This is a genomic window from Escherichia sp. F1, assembly GCF_046764225.1.
GTDB classification, from domain to species: domain Bacteria; phylum Pseudomonadota; class Gammaproteobacteria; order Enterobacterales; family Enterobacteriaceae; genus Escherichia; species Escherichia coli.
Genome location: NZ_CP177202.1, coordinates 1204465 through 1223596, shown reverse-complemented (window position 1 = coordinate 1223596; position 19132 = coordinate 1204465). Strand labels below are relative to the sequence as shown.

The window sequence follows — 19132 nt, the reverse complement described above, 5'->3', positions numbered from 1 at the left end:
TTTGCGTATTCTTTTTGTCTGCTCGCTATTGTTACTTTCTGGATGCAGCCATATGGCTAACGATAGCTGGAGCGGGCAGGATAAAGCTCAACACTTTATCGCCTCGGCGATGCTTTCCGCCGCCGGAAATGAATATGCACAGCATCAGGGGATGAGTCGCGATCGCAGTGCCACTTTCGGGCTGATGTTCTCTGTTGGGCTGGGCGCGTCAAAAGAACTTTGGGATAGCCGCCCCGAGGGGAGCGGCTGGAGCTGGAAAGATTTTACCTGGGATGTCGCCGGTGCAACTACTGGCTATACCGTCTGGCAGTTGGCGCATAATTAAAGGCGCATCCCCTTCCCTTTGCGATGTAGCATCAAAGAAACCAGAAACGCCACCACGGCCATCAAGGTCACATACCAGAAGAAGGCTGTTTCCATTCCTATTGATTTCAGCGACAACGCTACATACTCTGCTGAGCCACCAAATATAGCATTGGCGACCGCATATGACAGACCAACGCCTAATGCGCGAACCTGTGCCGGGAACATCTCAGCCTTCAGTATTCCACTGATTGAAGTATAAAAACTCACTATCAGCAGGGCGCACATCACCAGACCAAAAGCGGCATAAGGCGAAGAAACGTTCTGCAATGCTGAGAGAATAGGAACGGTAAAAATGGTTGCCAGCGAACCGAAACATAACATTGAGGTACGACGACCAATCTTATCCGACAGCGCGCCAATAAGTGGTTGAATAAGCATGAATACAAACAATGCGGCAGTCATAATGCCACTCGCCACGTTGGCATGCATTCCCGCAGTATTTACCAGATACTTCTGCATATAAGTGGTGAAGGTATAGAAACAAAGGGAGCCCGCAGCGGTAAAACCGAGAACCATGATGAATGCACGGCGATTGCGCCATAATCCTTTCAGAGATCCAGCTTCTTTTAAAGCGCGTGTTTCTTGTTGTGAAGTTTCATCTAACTGACGACGTAACCACAACGCCACAACAGCTAACACAGCTCCTAACGCGAAAGGAATACGCCATCCCCACTCTCTGAGTGCAGCGTCTTCCATGGTGTGTTGTAAAACCACGACAACCAGTAGAGCTAGCAATTGCCCGCCGATCAACGTCACATACTGAAATGATGCGTAAAAACCTTTGCGCCCTTCAACGGCAACTTCACTCATATAGGTGGCGCTGGTGCCATATTCTCCGCCAACGGATAATCCCTGGAATAAACGAGCAAGAAGCAATAATGCCGGAGCCCAGGTACCGATTGTTTCGTAGCCTGGCAAACAGGCGATAACCAGTGAGCCGAAACACATCATACACACCGATAACAGCATCGATTTTTTGCGACCATGTTTATCGGCTATGCGGCCAAATAGCCAACCGCCTATCGGGCGCATCAGAAATCCCGCAGCAAAAACACCTGCTGTTTGCAGTAGTTGAGTCGTCGTGTTCCCGGAAGGGAAGAAGATGTGGGCGAAGTAGAGTGAACAGAACGAGTAGACATAGAAATCGAACCACTCGACCAGATTACCTGAAGAGGCCCCCACAATTGACCAAATGCGGCGACGAGTATCACTACTTGTCAGTTTGCTGTCTGCCGTTACAGTACTTTCAGCCATGCCATTATATCTCCTGCCGTAATCCGATGCTTTTGTCGGTCGCTGTTGTTTATTTTTTTGGTAAAGAAAATGTTATACATTTGTTGCGCACCATTATGCAACCTTAACCATGAATTTAGTTAGCAGGAAAATGGTTATTAAGGAGCTTAAGGATAGATTTCTGGTAAGGAGGACACATATGGAAGTGAGCAAGTTGGGGAAGCCGTATTCGCTGGCGTATGTGGAGGAATAAGCTGCCCCCTATCGTGCCTGCGTAAGCTGGATAAGACGCGCCAGCGTCGCATCCGGCATTTTTTTCACCAACGCAAAAAGGCCATCCTGACGGATGGCCTTTCGCTTAATTTGATGCCTGGCAGTTCCCTACTCTCGCATGGGGAGACCCCACACTACCATCGGCGCTACGGCGTTTCACTTCTGAGTTCGGCATGGGGTCAGGTGGGACCACCGCGCTAAGGCCGCCAGGCAAATTCTGTTTTATTAACCCGCTTGTCGCCGGTTAATTTAATCTGTATCAGGCTGAAAATCTTCTCTCAATCCGCCAAAACACCTTCGGCGTTGTAAGGTTAAGCCTCACGGTTCATTAGTACCGGTTAGCTCAACGCATCGCTGCGCTTACACACCCGGCCTATCAACGTCGTCGTCTTCAACGTTCCTTCAGGAGACTTAAAGTCTCAGGGAGAACTCATCTCGGGGCAAGTTTCGTGCTTAGATGCTTTCAGCACTTATCTCTTCCGCATTTAGCTACCGGGCAGTGCCATTGGCATGACAACCCGAACACCAGTGATGCGTCCACTCCGGTCCTCTCGTACTAGGAGCAGCCCCCCTCAGTTCTCCAGCGCCCACGGCAGATAGGGACCGAACTGTCTCACGACGTTCTAAACCCAGCTCGCGTACCACTTTAAATGGCGAACAGCCATACCCTTGGGACCTACTTCAGCCCCAGGATGTGATGAGCCGACATCGAGGTGCCAAACACCGCCGTCGATATGAACTCTTGGGCGGTATCAGCCTGTTATCCCCGGAGTACCTTTTATCCGTTGAGCGATGGCCCTTCCATTCAGAACCACCGGATCACTATGACCTGCTTTCGCACCTGCTCGCGCCGTCACGCTCGCAGCCAAGCTGGCTTATGCCATTGCACTAACCTCCTGATGTCCGACCAGGATTAGCCAACCTTCGTGCTCCTCCGTTACTCTTTAGGAGGAGACCGCCCCAGTCAAACTACCCACCAGACACTGTCCGCAACCCCGATCAGGGGCCAACGTTAGAACATCAAACATTAAAGGGTGGTATTTCAAGGTCGGCTCCATGCAGACTGGCGTCCACACTTCAAAGCCTCCCACCTATCCTACACATCAAGGCTCAATGTTCAGTGTCAAGCTATAGTAAAGGTTCACGGGGTCTTTCCGTCTTGCCGCGGGTACACTGCATCTTCACAGCGAGTTCAATTTCACTGAGTCTCGGGTGGAGACAGCCTGGCCATCATTACGCCATTCGTGCAGGTCGGAACTTACCCGACAAGGAATTTCGCTACCTTAGGACCGTTATAGTTACGGCCGCCGTTTACCGGGGCTTCGATCAAGAGCTTCGCTTGCGCTAACCCCATCAATTAACCTTCCGGCACCGGGCAGGCGTCACACCGTATACGTCCACTTTCGTGTTTGCACAGTGCTGTGTTTTTAATAAACAGTTGCAGCCAGCTGGTATCTTCGACTGATTTCAGCTCCACGAGCAAGTCGCTTCATCTACATATCAGCGTGCCTTCTCCCGAAGTTACGGCACCATTTTGCCTAGTTCCTTCACCCGAGTTCTCTCAAGCGCCTTGGTATTCTCTACCTGACCACCTGTGTCGGTTTGGGGTACGATTTGATGTTACCTGATGCTTAGAGGCTTTTCCTGGAAGCAGGGCATTTGTTGCTTCAGCACCGTAGTGCCTCGTCATCACGCCTCAGCCTTGATTTTCCGGATTTGCCTGGAAAACCAGCCTACACGCTTAAACCGGGACAACCGTCGCCCGGCCAACATAGCCTTCTCCGTCCCCCCTTCGCAGTAACACCAAGTACAGGAATATTAACCTGTTTCCCATCGACTACGCCTTTCGGCCTCGCCTTAGGGGTCGACTCACCCTGCCCCGATTAACGTTGGACAGGAACCCTTGGTCTTCCGGCGAGCGGGCTTTTCACCCGCTTTATCGTTACTTATGTCAGCATTCGCACTTCTGATACCTCCAGCAACCCTCACAGGCCACCTTCACAGGCTTACAGAACGCTCCCCTACCCAACAACACATAGTGTCGCTGCCGCAGCTTCGGTGCATGGTTTAGCCCCGTTACATCTTCCGCGCAGGCCGACTCGACCAGTGAGCTATTACGCTTTCTTTAAATGATGGCTGCTTCTAAGCCAACATCCTGGCTGTCTGGGCCTTCCCACATCGTTTCCCACTTAACCATGACTTTGGGACCTTAGCTGGCGGTCTGGGTTGTTTCCCTCTTCACGACGGACGTTAGCACCCGCCGTGTGTCTCCCGTGATAACATTCTCCGGTATTCGCAGTTTGCATCGGGTTGGTAAGTCGGGATGACCCCCTTGCCGAAACAGTGCTCTACCCCCGGAGATGAATTCACGAGGCGCTACCTAAATAGCTTTCGGGGAGAACCAGCTATCTCCCGGTTTGATTGGCCTTTCACCCCCAGCCACAAGTCATCCGCTAATTTTTCAACATTAGTCGGTTCGGTCCTCCAGTTAGTGTTACCCAACCTTCAACCTGCCCATGGCTAGATCACCGGGTTTCGGGTCTATACCCTGCAACTTAACGCCCAGTTAAGACTCGGTTTCCCTTCGGCTCCCCTATTCGGTTAACCTTGCTACAGAATATAAGTCGCTGACCCATTATACAAAAGGTACGCAGTCACCCCATAAAGAGGCTCCCACTGCTTGTACGTACACGGTTTCAGGTTCTTTTTCACTCCCCTCGCCGGGGTTCTTTTCGCCTTTCCCTCACGGTACTGGTTCACTATCGGTCAGTCAGGAGTATTTAGCCTTGGAGGATGGTCCCCCCATATTCAGACAGGATACCACGTGTCCCGCCCTACTCATCGAGCTCACAGCATGTGCATTTTTGTGTACGGGGCTGTCACCCTGTATCGCGCGCCTTTCCAGACGCTTCCACTAACACACACACTGATTCAGGCTCTGGGCTGCTCCCCGTTCGCTCGCCGCTACTGGGGGAATCTCGGTTGATTTCTTTTCCTCGGGGTACTTAGATGTTTCAGTTCCCCCGGTTCGCCTCATTAACCTATGGATTCAGTTAATGATAGTGTGACGAATCACACTGGGTTTCCCCATTCGGAAATCGCCGGTTATAACGGTTCATATCACCTTACCGACGCTTATCGCAGATTATCACGTCCTTCATCGCCTCTGACTGCCAGGGCATCCACCGTGTACGCTTAGTCGCTTAACCTCACAACCCGAAGATGTTTCTTTCGATTCATCATCGTGTTGCGAAAATTTGAGAGACTCACGAATAATCTTTCGACTATTCAGTGTTTCAATTTTCAGCTTGATCCAGATTTTTAAAGAGCAAATATCTCAAACATCACCCGAAGTTGAGTTTTGAGATATTAAGGCAGGTGACTTTCACTCACAAACCAGCAAGTGGCGTCCCCTAGGGGATTCGAACCCCTGTTACCGCCGTGAAAGGGCGGTGTCCTGGGCCTCTAGACGAAGGGGACGTATCAGTCTGCTTCGCAAGACGCCTTGCTTTTCACTTTCTATCAGACAATCTGTGTGAGCACTGCAAAGTACGCTTCTTTAAGGTAAGGAGGTGATCCAACCGCAGGTTCCCCTACGGTTACCTTGTTACGACTTCACCCCAGTCATGAATCACAAAGTGGTAAGCGCCCTCCCGAAGGTTAAGCTACCTACTTCTTTTGCAACCCACTCCCATGGTGTGACGGGCGGTGTGTACAAGGCCCGGGAACGTATTCACCGTGGCATTCTGATCCACGATTACTAGCGATTCCGACTTCATGGAGTCGAGTTGCAGACTCCAATCCGGACTACGACGCACTTTATGAGGTCCGCTTGCTCTCGCGAGGTCGCTTCTCTTTGTATGCGCCATTGTAGCACGTGTGTAGCCCTGGTCGTAAGGGCCATGATGACTTGACGTCATCCCCACCTTCCTCCAGTTTATCACTGGCAGTCTCCTTTGAGTTCCCGGCCGGACCGCTGGCAACAAAGGATAAGGGTTGCGCTCGTTGCGGGACTTAACCCAACATTTCACAACACGAGCTGACGACAGCCATGCAGCACCTGTCTCACGGTTCCCGAAGGCACATTCTCATCTCTGAAAACTTCCGTGGATGTCAAGACCAGGTAAGGTTCTTCGCGTTGCATCGAATTAAACCACATGCTCCACCGCTTGTGCGGGCCCCCGTCAATTCATTTGAGTTTTAACCTTGCGGCCGTACTCCCCAGGCGGTCGACTTAACGCGTTAGCTCCGGAAGCCACGCCTCAAGGGCACAACCTCCAAGTCGACATCGTTTACGGCGTGGACTACCAGGGTATCTAATCCTGTTTGCTCCCCACGCTTTCGCACCTGAGCGTCAGTCTTCGTCCAGGGGGCCGCCTTCGCCACCGGTATTCCTCCAGATCTCTACGCATTTCACCGCTACACCTGGAATTCTACCCCCCTCTACGAGACTCAAGCTTGCCAGTATCAGATGCAGTTCCCAGGTTGAGCCCGGGGATTTCACATCTGACTTAACAAACCGCCTGCGTGCGCTTTACGCCCAGTAATTCCGATTAACGCTTGCACCCTCCGTATTACCGCGGCTGCTGGCACGGAGTTAGCCGGTGCTTCTTCTGCGGGTAACGTCAATGAGCAAAGGTATTAACTTTACTCCCTTCCTCCCCGCTGAAAGTACTTTACAACCCGAAGGCCTTCTTCATACACGCGGCATGGCTGCATCAGGCTTGCGCCCATTGTGCAATATTCCCCACTGCTGCCTCCCGTAGGAGTCTGGACCGTGTCTCAGTTCCAGTGTGGCTGGTCATCCTCTCAGACCAGCTAGGGATCGTCGCCTAGGTGAGCCGTTACCCCACCTACTAGCTAATCCCATCTGGGCACATCCGATGGCAAGAGGCCCGAAGGTCCCCCTCTTTGGTCTTGCGACGTTATGCGGTATTAGCTACCGTTTCCAGTAGTTATCCCCCTCCATCAGGCAGTTTCCCAGACATTACTCACCCGTCCGCCACTCGTCAGCAAATCAGCAAGCTGATTCCTGTTACCGTTCGACTTGCATGTGTTAGGCCTGCCGCCAGCGTTCAATCTGAGCCATGATCAAACTCTTCAATTTAAAAGTTTGATGCTCAAAGAATTAAACTTCGTAATGAATTACGTGTTCACTCTTGAGACTTGGTATTCATTTTTCGTCTTGCGACGTTAAGAATCCGTATCTTCGAGTGCCCACACAGATTGTCTGATAAATTGTTAAAGAGCAGTGCCGCTTCGCTTTTTCTCAGCGGCGCGGGGCGTGCATAATACGCTTTCCCGCTACAGAGTCAAGCATTTATTTTTGCTTTCTCTGCCGGAATTCTCAGGAGAACCCCGCTGACCCGGCGGCGTGTTTGCCGTTGTTCCGTGTCAGTGGTGGCGCATTATAGGGAGTTATTCCGGCCTGACAAGCGAAAAATATAAAAACTTTATCGTTCGCTCGTTTTTCAGGCAAAACATCTTAAATATAGTCTTTTCCGTCTAACTTATAGACAAAAACGAGCCCCGAAGGGCTCGTTTTATCATTTACTGGACGGCGACAATCCGGTCTTCATTAACTTCCAGGCGAATCACTTTACCCGGAACCAATTCACCAGACAGTATTTGCTGTGCCAGCGGGTTTTCAATCTGCTGCTGAATTGCACGTTTCAGAGGACGTGCGCCATAGACCGGATCGTAACCGTTCTCGCTCAGCAGTTTCAGCGCCTCGTCAGAAATGTGGATTTCATAACCACGTTCTTCCAGACGTTTATACAGACGTTTCAACTGAATCTGCGCAATCGAGGCAATGTGCTGTTCACCCAGCGGATGGAAGACCACCACTTCATCAATACGGTTAATGAATTCCGGACGGAAGTTATGGCTTACCACACCGAGCACCAGCTCTTTCATGTGCGCATAATCCAGTTCACCGAAGCGTTCCTGAATCAAATCGGAACCGAGGTTAGAGGTCATAATGACAACCGTATTACGGAAGTCGACCGTTCTCCCCTGCCCGTCAGTCAGACGACCATCATCCAGTACCTGCAACAGAATGTTGAAGACATCCGGATGCGCTTTTTCCACTTCATCCAGCAGGATGACGGAATACGGACGACGACGCACCGCTTCGGTCAGGTAGCCACCTTCTTCATAACCGACATATCCCGGAGGCGCACCAACCAGACGAGACACCGAGTGTTTCTCCATAAACTCGGACATATCGATACGGACCATCGCCTCGTCGCTATCAAACATAAAGTTCGCCAGCGCCTTACAAAGCTCAGTTTTCCCCACACCGGTTGGGCCGAGGAACAGGAATGAACCAATCGGGCGATTCGGGTCAGCAAGCCCTGCGCGGCTACGACGAATAGCGTTAGATACCGCATCAACCGCTTCGTTCTGACCAATAACGCGATGGTGCAGCTCTTGCTCCATACGCAGCAGTTTTTCGCGCTCGCTTTCCATCATGCGAGAAACCGGAATCCCCGTCCAACGCGCCAGCACTTCAGCAATTTCGGCGTCGGTCACTTTATTACGCAACAGACGCATAGTTTTGCCTTCGAGCTGCGTTGCGGCTTCCAGTTGCTTTTCCAGTTCCGGGATTTTGCCGTATTGCAGTTCAGACATCCGCGCCAGGTCACCCACACGGCGAGCCTGTTCAATAGCGATTTTCGCCTGTTCCAGTTCCGCTTTAATGGTCTGTGTACCAGAAAGCGATGCTTTCTCTGCTTTCCACTCTTCTTCTAACTCGGAGTACTGACGTTCTTTGTCGCTCAGTTCTTCGTTGAGCATATCCAGGCGTTTTTTACTGGCTTCATCAGACTCTTTCATTAACGCCTGTTGTTCCAGTTTAAGCTGGATGATACGGCGATCGAGTCGGTCGAGTTCTTCTGGTTTTGAGTCAATCTGCATACGAATGCTGGATGCTGCCTCATCGATCAGGTCGATGGCTTTATCTGGCAGCTGACGGTCAGCAATGTAGCGATGAGACAACGTCGCCGCTGCAACAATTGCCGGGTCAGTAATTTGCACATGGTGGTGCAGCTCGTAACGTTCTTTCAGGCCACGCAGAATCGCAATGGTATCTTCAACAGAAGGCTCGGCAACAAACACTTTCTGGAAACGACGTTCCAGCGCAGCATCTTTTTCGATGTACTGGCGATATTCGTCAAGCGTCGTGGCACCTACGCAGTGCAATTCACCACGCGCCAGCGCCGGTTTCAGCATGTTTCCGGCGTCCATTGCGCCATCGGCTTTACCCGCGCCGACCATGGTATGTAATTCGTCGATAAACAGGATGACGTTGCCTTCCTGTTTAGCAAGATCGTTAAGTACGCCTTTTAAACGTTCTTCAAACTCACCGCGATATTTCGCCCCAGCCACCAGCGCGCCCATATCCAGCGCCAGTACGCGGCGGCCTTTCAACCCTTCCGGCACTTCGCCGTTGATGATACGCTGCGCCAGACCTTCAACGATGGCAGTTTTACCGACGCCTGGTTCACCAATCAGTACCGGGTTATTTTTAGTACGACGTTGCAGCACCTGAATGGTACGGCGAATTTCTTCATCACGACCAATCACCGGATCGAGTTTGCCCTGTTCGGCTCGTTCGGTAAGGTCGATGGTATATTTTTTCAAAGCCTGACGTTGGTCTTCAGCACCTTGATCGTTCACGCTTTCACCTCCACGCATTTGTTCAATCGCTTGAGTAATGTTGGCGGTGGTCGCCCCTGCTGCTTTCAGGATGTCGGCCAGCGTGCCGCGAGACTCAAGTGCCGCCAGAACGAACAGTTCTGACGAGATAAAGTTATCACCACGTTTTTGCGCCAGCTTGTCGCAAAGATTAAGAACGCGCACCAGATCCTGTGATGGCTGGACATCACCACCAGTACCTTCAACCTGTGGTAAACGATTTAATGCCTGATTGATATCTGTGCGCAACTGGCCAGCATTAATGCCAGCGGATGTTAATAAAGGACTAACCGAACCCCCTTCCTGATTCAGCAGGGCGCTCATTAAATGAAGTGGTTCGATGAATTGGTTGTCGTGCCCGAGTGCAAGTGATTGGGCATCGGCAAGAGCAAGCTGGAATTTATTAGTAAGACGATCCAGACGCATAACTCCTCCCATAACGGATCAAAGTTGCTACTGGAGATTAAATGAGGTCATCCCTCAATTATTCAAGGTTATTGACCAGATTAATGTGAAAAGAAAATCACGCGTACCGGATCGTCTTGATTCTTTAGGTTATATCAGCCAAATGAAACTTGCCATACGACCGGTGGTCTTGTCGCGACGATAAGAGAAGAAAGTCTCATTTTCCGTATATGTACAACGGTCGCCGCCGAAAATTTGTTCAACACCAACGCTCGCCAGACGCTGCCGGGCAAGCTGATAAATGTCCGCCAGATACTTATCACCATGCTGAATGAAAGCTGTACTCGCTTCGGCGTCTACTGCCATAAACGCCTCGCGAACCTCCGCCCCCACTTCAAACGCGCGTGGACCAATTGCCGGCCCTAACCAGGCGAGAATATTTTCTGGATTATCAGCAAAACAGGAAACTGTCTCTTCCAACACGCCTGCGCACAGTCCACGCCAGCCAGCATGAGCGGCGGCGACTTCCGTTCCCGCTCGATTGCAAAACAGCACAGGGAGGCAGTCGGCAGTCATCACTGCGCAAACCGTGCCGGGCGTATTGCTATAAGAGGCATCTGCTCGTTTTGAGGCATAAGGTTCGCCAGTAAGCTTAAGCACATCTTTGCCGTGTACCTGCTCAAGCCAGACCGGTTTAGAAGGCAAATTGCCCGCAGCAAAAAGTCGCTTGCGATTCTCCTCAACGTGATCCGGGTTATCGCCACAATGAGCACCGAGGTTGAGCGAGTCATACGGGGGCAAGCTCACGCCGCCGATACGAGTAGAGCTACAGGCCGCAACACCTTTTGGCAGGGGCCACTGCGGGACAATCAGCTTACTCATAACCAGTCCACTTCATCTTTATGCTCTTCGAAATCGGCGCGCATCACCTCAATCAGCTCCACCATATCTTGTGGAATAGGCGCATGCCATTCCATTTCGATGCCGGAGATCGGGTGATAAAGACGCAGCATGGTTGCATGTAGCGCCTGGCGGTCAAACTTACGCAGCGTGGAGATAAACGCTTCCGAAGCACCTTTTGGCGGACGCGGACGGCCACCATAAACCGGATCGCCCACCAGCGGATGAGTGATATGGGCCATATGCACGCGGATCTGGTGCGTACGTCCGGTTTCCAGACGCAACCGCAGACGCGTGTGCACACGGAAGTGTTCCATGATGCGATAGTGAGTGACCGCCGGTTTACCCATCGGATGCACCGCCATGTGAGTACGTTTGGTCGGGTGGCGGCTGATTGGTTCATCTACTGTACCGCCAGCGGTCATATGACCAATTGCCACCGCTTCATACTCACGAGTAATTTCACGCCGTTGCAAAGATTCGACTAAACGCGTCTGAGCCGGAACGGTTTTTGCCACAACCATCAGGCCGGTGGTGTCTTTATCCAGACGATGGACGATGCCCGCACGCGGTACATCGGCAATGGGCGGATAGTAATGAAGCAACGCATTCAGTACCGTACCATCCGGGTTACCCGCGCCAGGATGTACCACCAGGTCGCGTGGTTTATTAATGACGATGATATCTTCATCTTCATAGACGATATCCAGCGGGATATCCTGCGGTTCAAAACGCGCTTCTTCTTCAATCTCAGCGTTGATGGCAACCTGCTCGCCACCCAATACTTTTTCTTTCGGCTTATCACAAACTTTGCCGTTAACCAGCACGCGCTGGTCGAGGATCCATTCTTTTATCCGCGAACGTGAATAATCCGGGAACATTTCGGCCAAAGCCTGATCTAAGCGTTGACCGAGTTGGTTTTCGGACACCGTTGCAGTGAGCTGTACTCGTTGTGCCATATATACTGCTTCTTCGTTTATCGTTGGGGTTTTACGGCTTTGCCGTTTAATATAGTGTGCTATTGTAGCTGGTCTTAACCGGGAGCAGGAACAGAGAATCTCCCGTATTACATTTTGAGGAAAGTCAAAACGTCATGACGCGCATGAAATATCTGGTGGCAGCCGCCACACTAAGCCTGTTTTTGGCGGGTTGCTCGGGGTCAAAGGAAGAAGTACCTGATAATCCGCCAAATGAAATTTACGCGACTGCACAACAAAAGCTGCAGGACGGTAACTGGAGACAGGCAATAACGCAACTGGAAGCGTTAGATAATCGCTATCCGTTTGGTCCGTATTCGCAGCAGGTGCAGCTGGATCTCATCTACGCCTACTATAAAAACGCCGATTTGCCGTTAGCACAGGCTGCCATCGATCGTTTTATTCGCCTTAACCCGACCCATCCGAATATCGATTATGTCATGTACATGCGTGGCCTGACCAATATGGCGCTGGATGACAGTGCGCTGCAAGGGTTCTTTGGCGTCGATCGTAGCGATCGCGATCCTCAACATGCACGAGCTGCGTTTAGTGACTTTTCCAAACTGGTGCGCGGCTATCCGAACAGTCAGTACACCACCGATGCCACCAAACGTCTGGTATTCCTGAAAGATCGTCTGGCGAAATATGAATACTCCGTTGCCGAGTATTATACAGAACGTGGTGCATGGGTTGCCGTCGTTAACCGCGTAGAAGGCATGTTGCGCGACTACCCGGATACCCAGGCTACGCGTGATGCGCTGCCGCTGATGGAAAATGCATACCGTCAGATGCAGATGAATGCGCAAGCTGAAAAAGTAGCGAAAATCATCGCTGCAAACAGCAGCAATACATAACAAAAACCTGAAACACAAAACGGCAGCCCTTGAGCTGTAATGCCGATCAGTTAAGGATCAGTTGACCGATCCAGTGGCTGTGTAAGAATCCGGAAACGCTCACTTGTTTCCGGATTTTTTTATGCACATTGGACAGGCTCTTGATCTGGTATCCCGTTACGATTCTCTGCGTAACCCACTGACTTCTCTGGGGGATTACCTCGACCCCGAACTCATCTCTCGTTGCCTTGCCGAATCAGGTACTGTAACGCTACGCAAGCGCCGTCTTCCCCTCGAAATGATGGTCTGGTGTATTGTTGGCATGGCGCTTGAGCGTAAAGAACCTCTTCACCAGATTGTGAATCGCCTGGACATCATGCTGCCAGGCAATCGCCCCTTCGTTGCCCCCAGTGCCGTTATTCAGGCCCGCCAGCGCCTGGGAAGTGAGGCTGTCCGCCGCGTGTTCACGAAAACAGCGCAGCTCTGGCATAACGCCACGCCGCATCCGCACTGGTGCGGCCTGACCCTGCTGGCCATCGATGGTGTGTTCTGGCGCACACCGGATACACCAGAGAACGATGCAGCCTTCCCCCGCCAGACACATGCCGGGAACCCGGCGCTCTACCCGCAGGTCAAAATGGTCTGCCAGATGGAACTGACCAGCCATCTGCTGACGGCTGCAGCCTTCGGCACGATGAAGAACAGCGAAAATGAGCTTGCTGAGCAACTTATAGAACAAACCGGCGATAACACTCTGACGTTAATGGATAAAGGTTATTACTCACTGGGACTGTTAAATGCCTGGAGCCTGGCGGGAGAACACCGCCACTGGATGATACCTCTCAGAAAGGGAGCGCAATATGAAGAGATCAGAAAACTGGGTAAAGGCGATCATCTGGTGAAGCTGAAAACCAGCCCGCAGGCACGAAAAAAGTGGCCGGGACTGGGAAATGAAGTAACAGCCCGCCTGCTGACCGTGACGCGCAAAGGAAAAGTCTGCCATCTGCTGACGTCGATGACGGACGCCATGCGCTTCCCCGGAGGAGAAATGGGGGATCTGTACAGTCATCGCTGGGAAATCGAACTGGGATACAGGGAGATAAAACAGACGATGCAACTGAGCAGGCTGACGCTGAGAAGTAAAAAGCCGGAGCTTGTGGAGCAAGAGCTGTGGGGTGTCTTACTGGCTTATAATCTGGTGAGATATCAGATGATTAAAATGGCGGAACATCTGAAAGGTTACTGGCCGAATCAACTGAGTTTCTCAGAATCATGCGGAATGGTGATGAGAATGCTGATGACATTGCAGGGCGCTTCACCGGGACGTATACCGGAGCTGATGCGCGATCTTGCAAGTATGGGACAACTTGTGAAATTACCGACAAGAAGGGAAAGGGCCTTCCCGAGAGTGGTAAAAGAGAGGCCCTGGAAATACCCCACAGCCCCGAAAAAGAGCCAGTCAGTTGCTTAACTGACTGGCATTACAGCCCTTGAGCTGCCGTTTTTTTATTCTGTTAGTTGTGAAACTGAAGCGATTTAGCCACTATCGATCTCATCAAATATGGCTCGCTTTGAGATATTCCTCAAGTAAAAAAACACCTCTTCCTGCGATTTCTCACAAAAAAGATTCGTTGACAAAAAGTGACAAAATTATGAGATTTCCATCACACATTTTGACATCAGGAACGGTATGCTGAATTCACCAAGACGGGAAGACAAGAGGTAAAATTTATGACAATGAACATTACCAGCAAACAAATGGAAATTACTCCGGCCATCCGCCAACATGTCGCAGACCGTCTCGCCAAACTGGAAAAATGGCAAACACATCTGATTAATCCACATATCATTCTGTCCAAAGAGCCACAAGGGTTTGTTGCTGACGCCACAATCAATACACCTAACGGCGTTCTGGTTGCCAGTGGTAAACATGAAGATATGTACACCGCAATTAACGAATTGATCAACAAGCTGGAACGGCAGCTCAATAAACTGCAGCACAAAGGCGAAGCACGTCGTGCCGCAACATCGGTGAAAGACGCCAACTTCGTCGAAGAAGTTGAAGAAGAGTAGTCCTTTATATTGAGTGTATCGCCAACGCGCCTTCGGGCGCGTTTTTTGTTGACAGCGTGAAAACAGTACGGGTACTGTACTGAAGTCACTTAAGGAAACAAACATGAAACACACACCGTTTTTCTTCGCATTCTTTTTTACCTTCCCCTGAATGGGAGGCGTTTCGTCGTGTGAAACAGAATGCGAAGACGAACAATAGGGCCTCCCAAATCGGGGGGCCTTTTTTATTGATAACAAAAAGGCAACACTATGACATCGGAAAATCCATTACTGGCGCTGCGAGAGAAAATCAGCGCGCTGGATGAAAAATTATTAGCATTACTGGCAGAGCGGCGCGAACTGGCCGTCGAGGTGGGAAAAGCCAAATTGCTCTCGCATCGCCCGGTACGTGATATTGATCGTGAACGCGATTTACTGGAAAGATTAATTACGCTCGGTAAAGCGCACCATCTGGACGCCCATTACATTACTCGCCTGTTCCAGCTCATTATTGAAGATTCCGTATTAACTCAGCAGGCGTTGCTCCAGCAACATCTCAATAAAATTAATCCGCACTCAGCACGCATCGCTTTTCTCGGCCCCAAAGGTTCTTATTCCCATCTTGCGGCGCGCCAGTATGCTGCCCGTCACTTTGAGCAATTCATTGAAAGTGGCTGCGCCAAATTTGCCGATATTTTTAATCAGGTGGAAACCGGCCAGGCCGACTATGCCGTCGTACCGATTGAAAATACCAGCTCCGGTGCCATAAATGACGTTTACGATCTGCTGCAACATACCAGTTTGTCGATTGTTGGCGAGATGACGTTAACTATCGACCATTGTTTGTTGGTCTCCGGCACTACTGATTTATCCACCATCAATACGGTCTACAGCCATCCGCAGCCATTCCAGCAATGCAGCAAATTCCTTAATCGTTATCCGCACTGGAAGATTGAATATACCGAAAGTACGTCTGCGGCAATGGAAAAGGTTGCACAGGCAAAATCACCGCATGTTGCTGCGTTGGGAAGCGAAGCTGGCGGCACTTTGTACGGTTTGCAGGTACTGGAGCGTATTGAAGCGAATCAGCGACAAAACTTCACCCGATTTGTGGTGTTGGCACGTAAAGCCATTAACGTGTCTGAGCAGGTTCCAGCGAAAACGACGTTGTTAATGGCGACCGGGCAACAAGCTGGTGCGCTGGTTGAAGCGTTGCTGGTACTGCGCAACCACAATCTGATTATGACCCGTCTGGAGTCACGCCCGATTCACGGTAATCCGTGGGAAGAGATGTTTTATCTGGATATTCAGGCCAATCTTGAATCAGCGGAAATGCAAAAAGCATTGAAAGAGTTAGGGGAAATCACCCGTTCAATGAAGGTATTGGGCTGTTACCCAAGTGAGAACGTAGTGCCTGTTGATCCAACCTGATGAAAAGGTGCCGGATGATGTGAATCATCCGGCGCTGGATTATTACTGGCGATTGTCATTCGCCTGACGCAATAACACGCGGCTTTCACTCTGAAAACGCTGTGCGTAATCGCCGAACCAGTGCTCCACCTTGCGGAAACTGTCAATAAACGCCTGCTTATCGCCCTGCTCCAGCAACTCAATCGCCTCGCCGAAACGCTTATAGTAACGTTTGATTAACGCCAGATTACGCTCTGACGACATAATAATGTCGGCATAAAGCTGCGGATCCTGAGCGAACAGTCGCCCGACCATCGCCAGCTCAAGGCGGTAAATCGGCGAAGAGAGCGCCAGAAGTTGCTCAAGCTGAACATTTTCTTCTGCCAGGTGCAGCCCGTAAGCAAAAGTAGCAAAGTGGCGCAGTGCCTGAATAAACGCCATATTCTGATCGTGCTCGACGGCGCTAATACGATGCAACCGAGCGCCCCAGACCTGAATTTGCTCCAGAAACCATTGGTATGCTTCCGGCTTACGTCCATCACACCAGACCACAACTTGCTTTGCCAGGCTACCGCTGTCCGGACCGAACATTGGGTGTAGACCCAGTACCGGGCCATCGTGCGCCGCCAGCATGGCCTGTAATGGTCCATTTTTCACCGATGCCAGATCAACCAGAATACAATCTTTCGGTAAAGGCGGTAATTTGCCGATAACTTGCTCAGTAACGTGGATTGGCACACTAACAATCACCATTCCGGCATCGGCAACAATATCAGCCGCTCGATCCCAGTCATGTTGCTCCAGAATCCGCACCTGATAACCCGATAGTGTCAGCATCTTCTCGAACAGGCGTCCCATCTGACCGCCACCGCCGACGATAACCACCGGACGCAGTGACGGACAAAGTGTTTTAAATCCTTTGTCGTTTTCACTGGAGTAAGATTCACGCATCACCCGACGCAAAACATCCTCAATCAGATCTGGCGGTACACCCAGAGCTTCCGCCTCTGCACGACGCGAGGCCAACATAGATGCCTCGCGCTCCGGAACATAAATAGGCAGTCCAAAGCGGCTTTTCACCTCGCCCACTTCAGCAACCAGTTCCAGACGCTTCGCTAATAAATTCAGCAGCGCTTTATCGACTTCATCAATTTGATCGCGTAATGCGGTCAACTCAGCAACCATAATAAACCTCTTAAGCCACGCGAGCCGTCAGCTGCCCGTTGAGATCATGATGGATCTCACGCAGTAAGGCATCGGTCATTTCCCAGCTAATGCAGGCATCGGTTACAGACACGCCGTATTTCATTTCGCTACGCGGCTGTTCGGAAGACTGATTACCTTCGTGGATATTACTTTCAATCATCAGACCAATAATGGAGCGATTACCATCTTTGATCTGAGCAACCACGGACTCTGCCACCGCAGGCTGACGGCGATAATCTTTATTGGAATTACCGTGGCTGCAATCTACCATCAGAGACGGGCGCAGTCCCGCCTGTTCCATCTCTTTTTCACATTGCGCAACATCCGCAGGGCTATAGTTCGGCGCTTTACCACCGCGCAGGATCACATGCCCGTCCGGATTCCCCTGAGTTTGTAGCAACGCCACCTGCCCTGCCTGGTTAATGCCAACAAAACGGTGCGGCTGGGCGGCGGCGCGCATAGCGTTAATTGCTGTTGCCAGACTGCCGTCGGTGCCGTTTTTAAAACCAACCGGCATGGAAAGCCCGGAGGCCATTTCACGGTGAGTTTGCGATTCCGTTGTACGAGCACCAATTGCTGACCAGCTAAACAGATCGCCCAGGTATTGCGGGCTATTTGGATCTAACGCTTCCGTCGCCAGTGGCAGTCCCATATTCACCAGCTCAAGCAGCAATTTACGCGCGATCTGCAGCCCGGCTTCTACATCAAAAGAGCCATCCATATGGGGATCGTTAATTAACCCTTTCCAGCCGACAGTGGTACGGGGTTTTTCAAAATAGACGCGCATTACCAGATAGAGGCTATCGCTGACCTCTGCGGCAAGGGCTTTAAATCGACGAGCATATTCCAGAGCAGTTTCCGGATCATGAATGGAACAAGGACCACATACTACCAACAGACGAGGATCGCGCCCGGCGATAATATCTGAAATGGTTTTACGCGAGTCAGCAATCTGGGCTTCTTGTTGCAGGCTCAATGGAAAAGCGGCCTTCAGTTGTTCCGGAGTCATTAAAACCTGTTCGTCGGTAATATGTACGTTATTCAGCGCGTCTTTTTGCATGATGGCGATCCTGTTTATGCTCGTTTGCGATAGTTGATCCTCAGCGAGGATGACGTAACGATAACACATAAAGTAAAGTTTTCAATCCATATTTCGTACATTTTTATTTACACAAGCAATTTATTCGCGCTTTTGACGCTTATTTTCGTACAAATAAATTTACACCACCTTTAAAAACAATCCGCTATGCTTTGAAAAAGGAGAAAGAAATGATGAAAAAGTTTATTGCCCCCTTGTTGGCTTTACTGGTTAGCGGATGTCAGATTGATCCTTATACTCACGCGCCAACCTTGACCAGCACCGACTGGTATGATGTCGGTATGGAAGATGCGATATCGGGCAGCGCCATAAAAGATGACGATGCATTTAGCGATTCACAGGCGGATCGCGGTCTATACCTTAAAGGATATGCCGAAGGACAAAAGAAAACTTGCCAGACCGATTTTACTTATGCCCGGGGCCTTTCCGGTAAAAGCTTTCCTGCCAGCTGCAACAATGTTGAAAATGCCAGTCAACTGCATGAAGTATGGCAAAAAGGGGCTGATGAAAATGCCAGCACAATACGATTAAATTAATTAAACCCCCGCAAATAAATTAAGCATGAGATTTTACTCATTGTGTTTTATTTCTCACATTGATGACGACCGCATGAAAGAATGATATTTTAATGAGCATTCTGAAAAAATATCGATGCATTTCGAGCGAAGATGGTGAGGATC

The 19132-nt window shown here is 50.6% G+C and carries 13 protein-coding genes, 1 tRNA gene, 3 rRNA genes and 1 other annotated feature; of the genes, 7 read left to right on the top strand and 10 right to left on the bottom strand.

What is annotated here, in order from left to right:
* The first annotated feature begins 1 nt into the window (after position 1).
* Positions 2-325: a YfiM family lipoprotein gene (locus tag ACK8NJ_RS05875; RefSeq protein ID WP_001221086.1), complete on the top strand. Its 324-nt coding sequence runs from the start codon at positions 2-4 to the stop codon at positions 323-325.
* On the opposite strand, the gene kgtP is transcribed toward ACK8NJ_RS05875, so the two are convergent.
* From kgtP to rluD, 8 genes are all read right to left on the bottom strand, one after another.
* Positions 322-1620, bottom strand: coding sequence for an alpha-ketoglutarate permease (gene kgtP / locus ACK8NJ_RS05870; RefSeq protein WP_000852132.1), 1299 nt, complete (start codon positions 1618-1620; stop codon positions 322-324). The two genes, ACK8NJ_RS05875 and kgtP, sit on opposite strands and share 4 nt — an antisense overlap.
* 347 nt (positions 1621-1967) lie before the next feature.
* A 5S ribosomal RNA gene (gene rrf, locus ACK8NJ_RS05865) occupies positions 1968-2083 on the bottom strand.
* A gap of 96 nt (positions 2084-2179) precedes the next feature.
* Positions 2180-5081: ribosomal RNA gene (locus ACK8NJ_RS05860) — 23S ribosomal RNA — on the bottom strand.
* Between the two features lie 195 nt (positions 5082-5276).
* Positions 5277-5352 (bottom strand) — tRNA-Glu (locus tag ACK8NJ_RS05855).
* An 85-nt stretch (positions 5353-5437) separates the two neighbouring features.
* Positions 5438-6979 (bottom strand): 16S ribosomal RNA (locus ACK8NJ_RS05850).
* The 16S, 23S and 5S rRNA genes sit together here with 1 tRNA gene alongside, the layout of an rRNA operon.
* Before the next feature lie 443 nt (positions 6980-7422).
* Positions 7423-9996, bottom strand: coding sequence for an ATP-dependent chaperone ClpB (gene clpB, locus ACK8NJ_RS05845; RefSeq protein ID WP_001235102.1), 2574 nt, complete (start codon positions 9994-9996; stop codon positions 7423-7425).
* A 129-nt stretch (positions 9997-10125) separates the two neighbouring features.
* Entirely contained in the window at positions 10126-10857 is a 732-nt protein-coding gene (yfiH, locus tag ACK8NJ_RS05840) for a purine nucleoside phosphorylase YfiH (protein ID WP_000040130.1), read from the bottom strand.
* Complete coding sequence (gene rluD, locus ACK8NJ_RS05835; RefSeq protein ID WP_000079112.1) at positions 10854-11834, bottom strand: 23S rRNA pseudouridine(1911/1915/1917) synthase RluD; 981 nt, start codon at positions 11832-11834, stop codon at positions 10854-10856. Before rluD ends, yfiH begins: the two co-directional genes overlap by 4 nt.
* 134 nt (positions 11835-11968) lie before the next feature.
* On the opposite strand from rluD, the gene bamD reads away from it, so the two are divergent.
* From bamD to pheA, 5 genes are all read left to right on the top strand, one after another.
* Entirely contained in the window at positions 11969-12706 is a 738-nt protein-coding gene (gene bamD / locus ACK8NJ_RS05830) for an outer membrane protein assembly factor BamD (RefSeq protein WP_000197686.1), read from the top strand.
* 103 nt (positions 12707-12809) lie between these two features.
* Complete coding sequence (locus ACK8NJ_RS05825; RefSeq protein ID WP_024195936.1) at positions 12810-14156, top strand: IS4-like element IS4 family transposase; 1347 nt, start codon at positions 12810-12812, stop codon at positions 14154-14156.
* Between the two features lie 260 nt (positions 14157-14416).
* The gene (gene raiA / locus ACK8NJ_RS05820) at positions 14417-14758 is read left to right on the top strand and encodes a ribosome-associated translation inhibitor RaiA (protein ID WP_000178456.1); all 342 of its coding nucleotides are present in this window, start codon (positions 14417-14419) and stop codon (positions 14756-14758) included.
* Positions 14759-14860: 102 nt separating this feature from the next.
* Positions 14861-14986: a sequence feature (Phe leader region), on the top strand.
* The gene (pheL, locus tag ACK8NJ_RS05815) at positions 14862-14909 is read left to right on the top strand and encodes a pheA operon leader peptide PheL (RefSeq protein WP_001386991.1); all 48 of its coding nucleotides are present in this window, start codon (positions 14862-14864) and stop codon (positions 14907-14909) included. (Overlaps the previous feature by 48 nt.)
* A 21-nt stretch (positions 14987-15007) precedes the next feature.
* Positions 15008-16168: a bifunctional chorismate mutase/prephenate dehydratase gene (gene pheA, locus ACK8NJ_RS05810; RefSeq protein WP_061361407.1), complete on the top strand. Its 1161-nt coding sequence runs from the start codon at positions 15008-15010 to the stop codon at positions 16166-16168.
* 42 nt (positions 16169-16210) lie between these two features.
* Here pheA and tyrA read toward each other — a convergent pair whose 3' ends face one another.
* Together tyrA and aroF are read right to left on the bottom strand one after the other, a co-directional pair.
* The gene (tyrA, locus tag ACK8NJ_RS05805) at positions 16211-17332 is read right to left on the bottom strand and encodes a bifunctional chorismate mutase/prephenate dehydrogenase (RefSeq protein ID WP_000225221.1); all 1122 of its coding nucleotides are present in this window, start codon (positions 17330-17332) and stop codon (positions 16211-16213) included.
* A gap of 10 nt (positions 17333-17342) precedes the next feature.
* Positions 17343-18413 carry a 3-deoxy-7-phosphoheptulonate synthase AroF gene (aroF, locus tag ACK8NJ_RS05800; RefSeq protein WP_001168043.1) on the bottom strand — a complete coding sequence of 357 codons (1071 nt, stop codon included), beginning with the start codon at positions 18411-18413 and terminating at the stop codon, positions 17343-17345.
* A gap of 209 nt (positions 18414-18622) precedes the next feature.
* On the opposite strand from aroF, the gene ACK8NJ_RS05795 reads away from it, so the two are divergent.
* On the top strand, positions 18623-18988 hold the full coding sequence (locus ACK8NJ_RS05795) for a DUF2799 domain-containing protein (protein ID WP_000976004.1): 366 nt from the start codon (positions 18623-18625) through the stop codon (positions 18986-18988).
* The last annotated feature ends 144 nt before the right edge of the window (positions 18989-19132 follow it).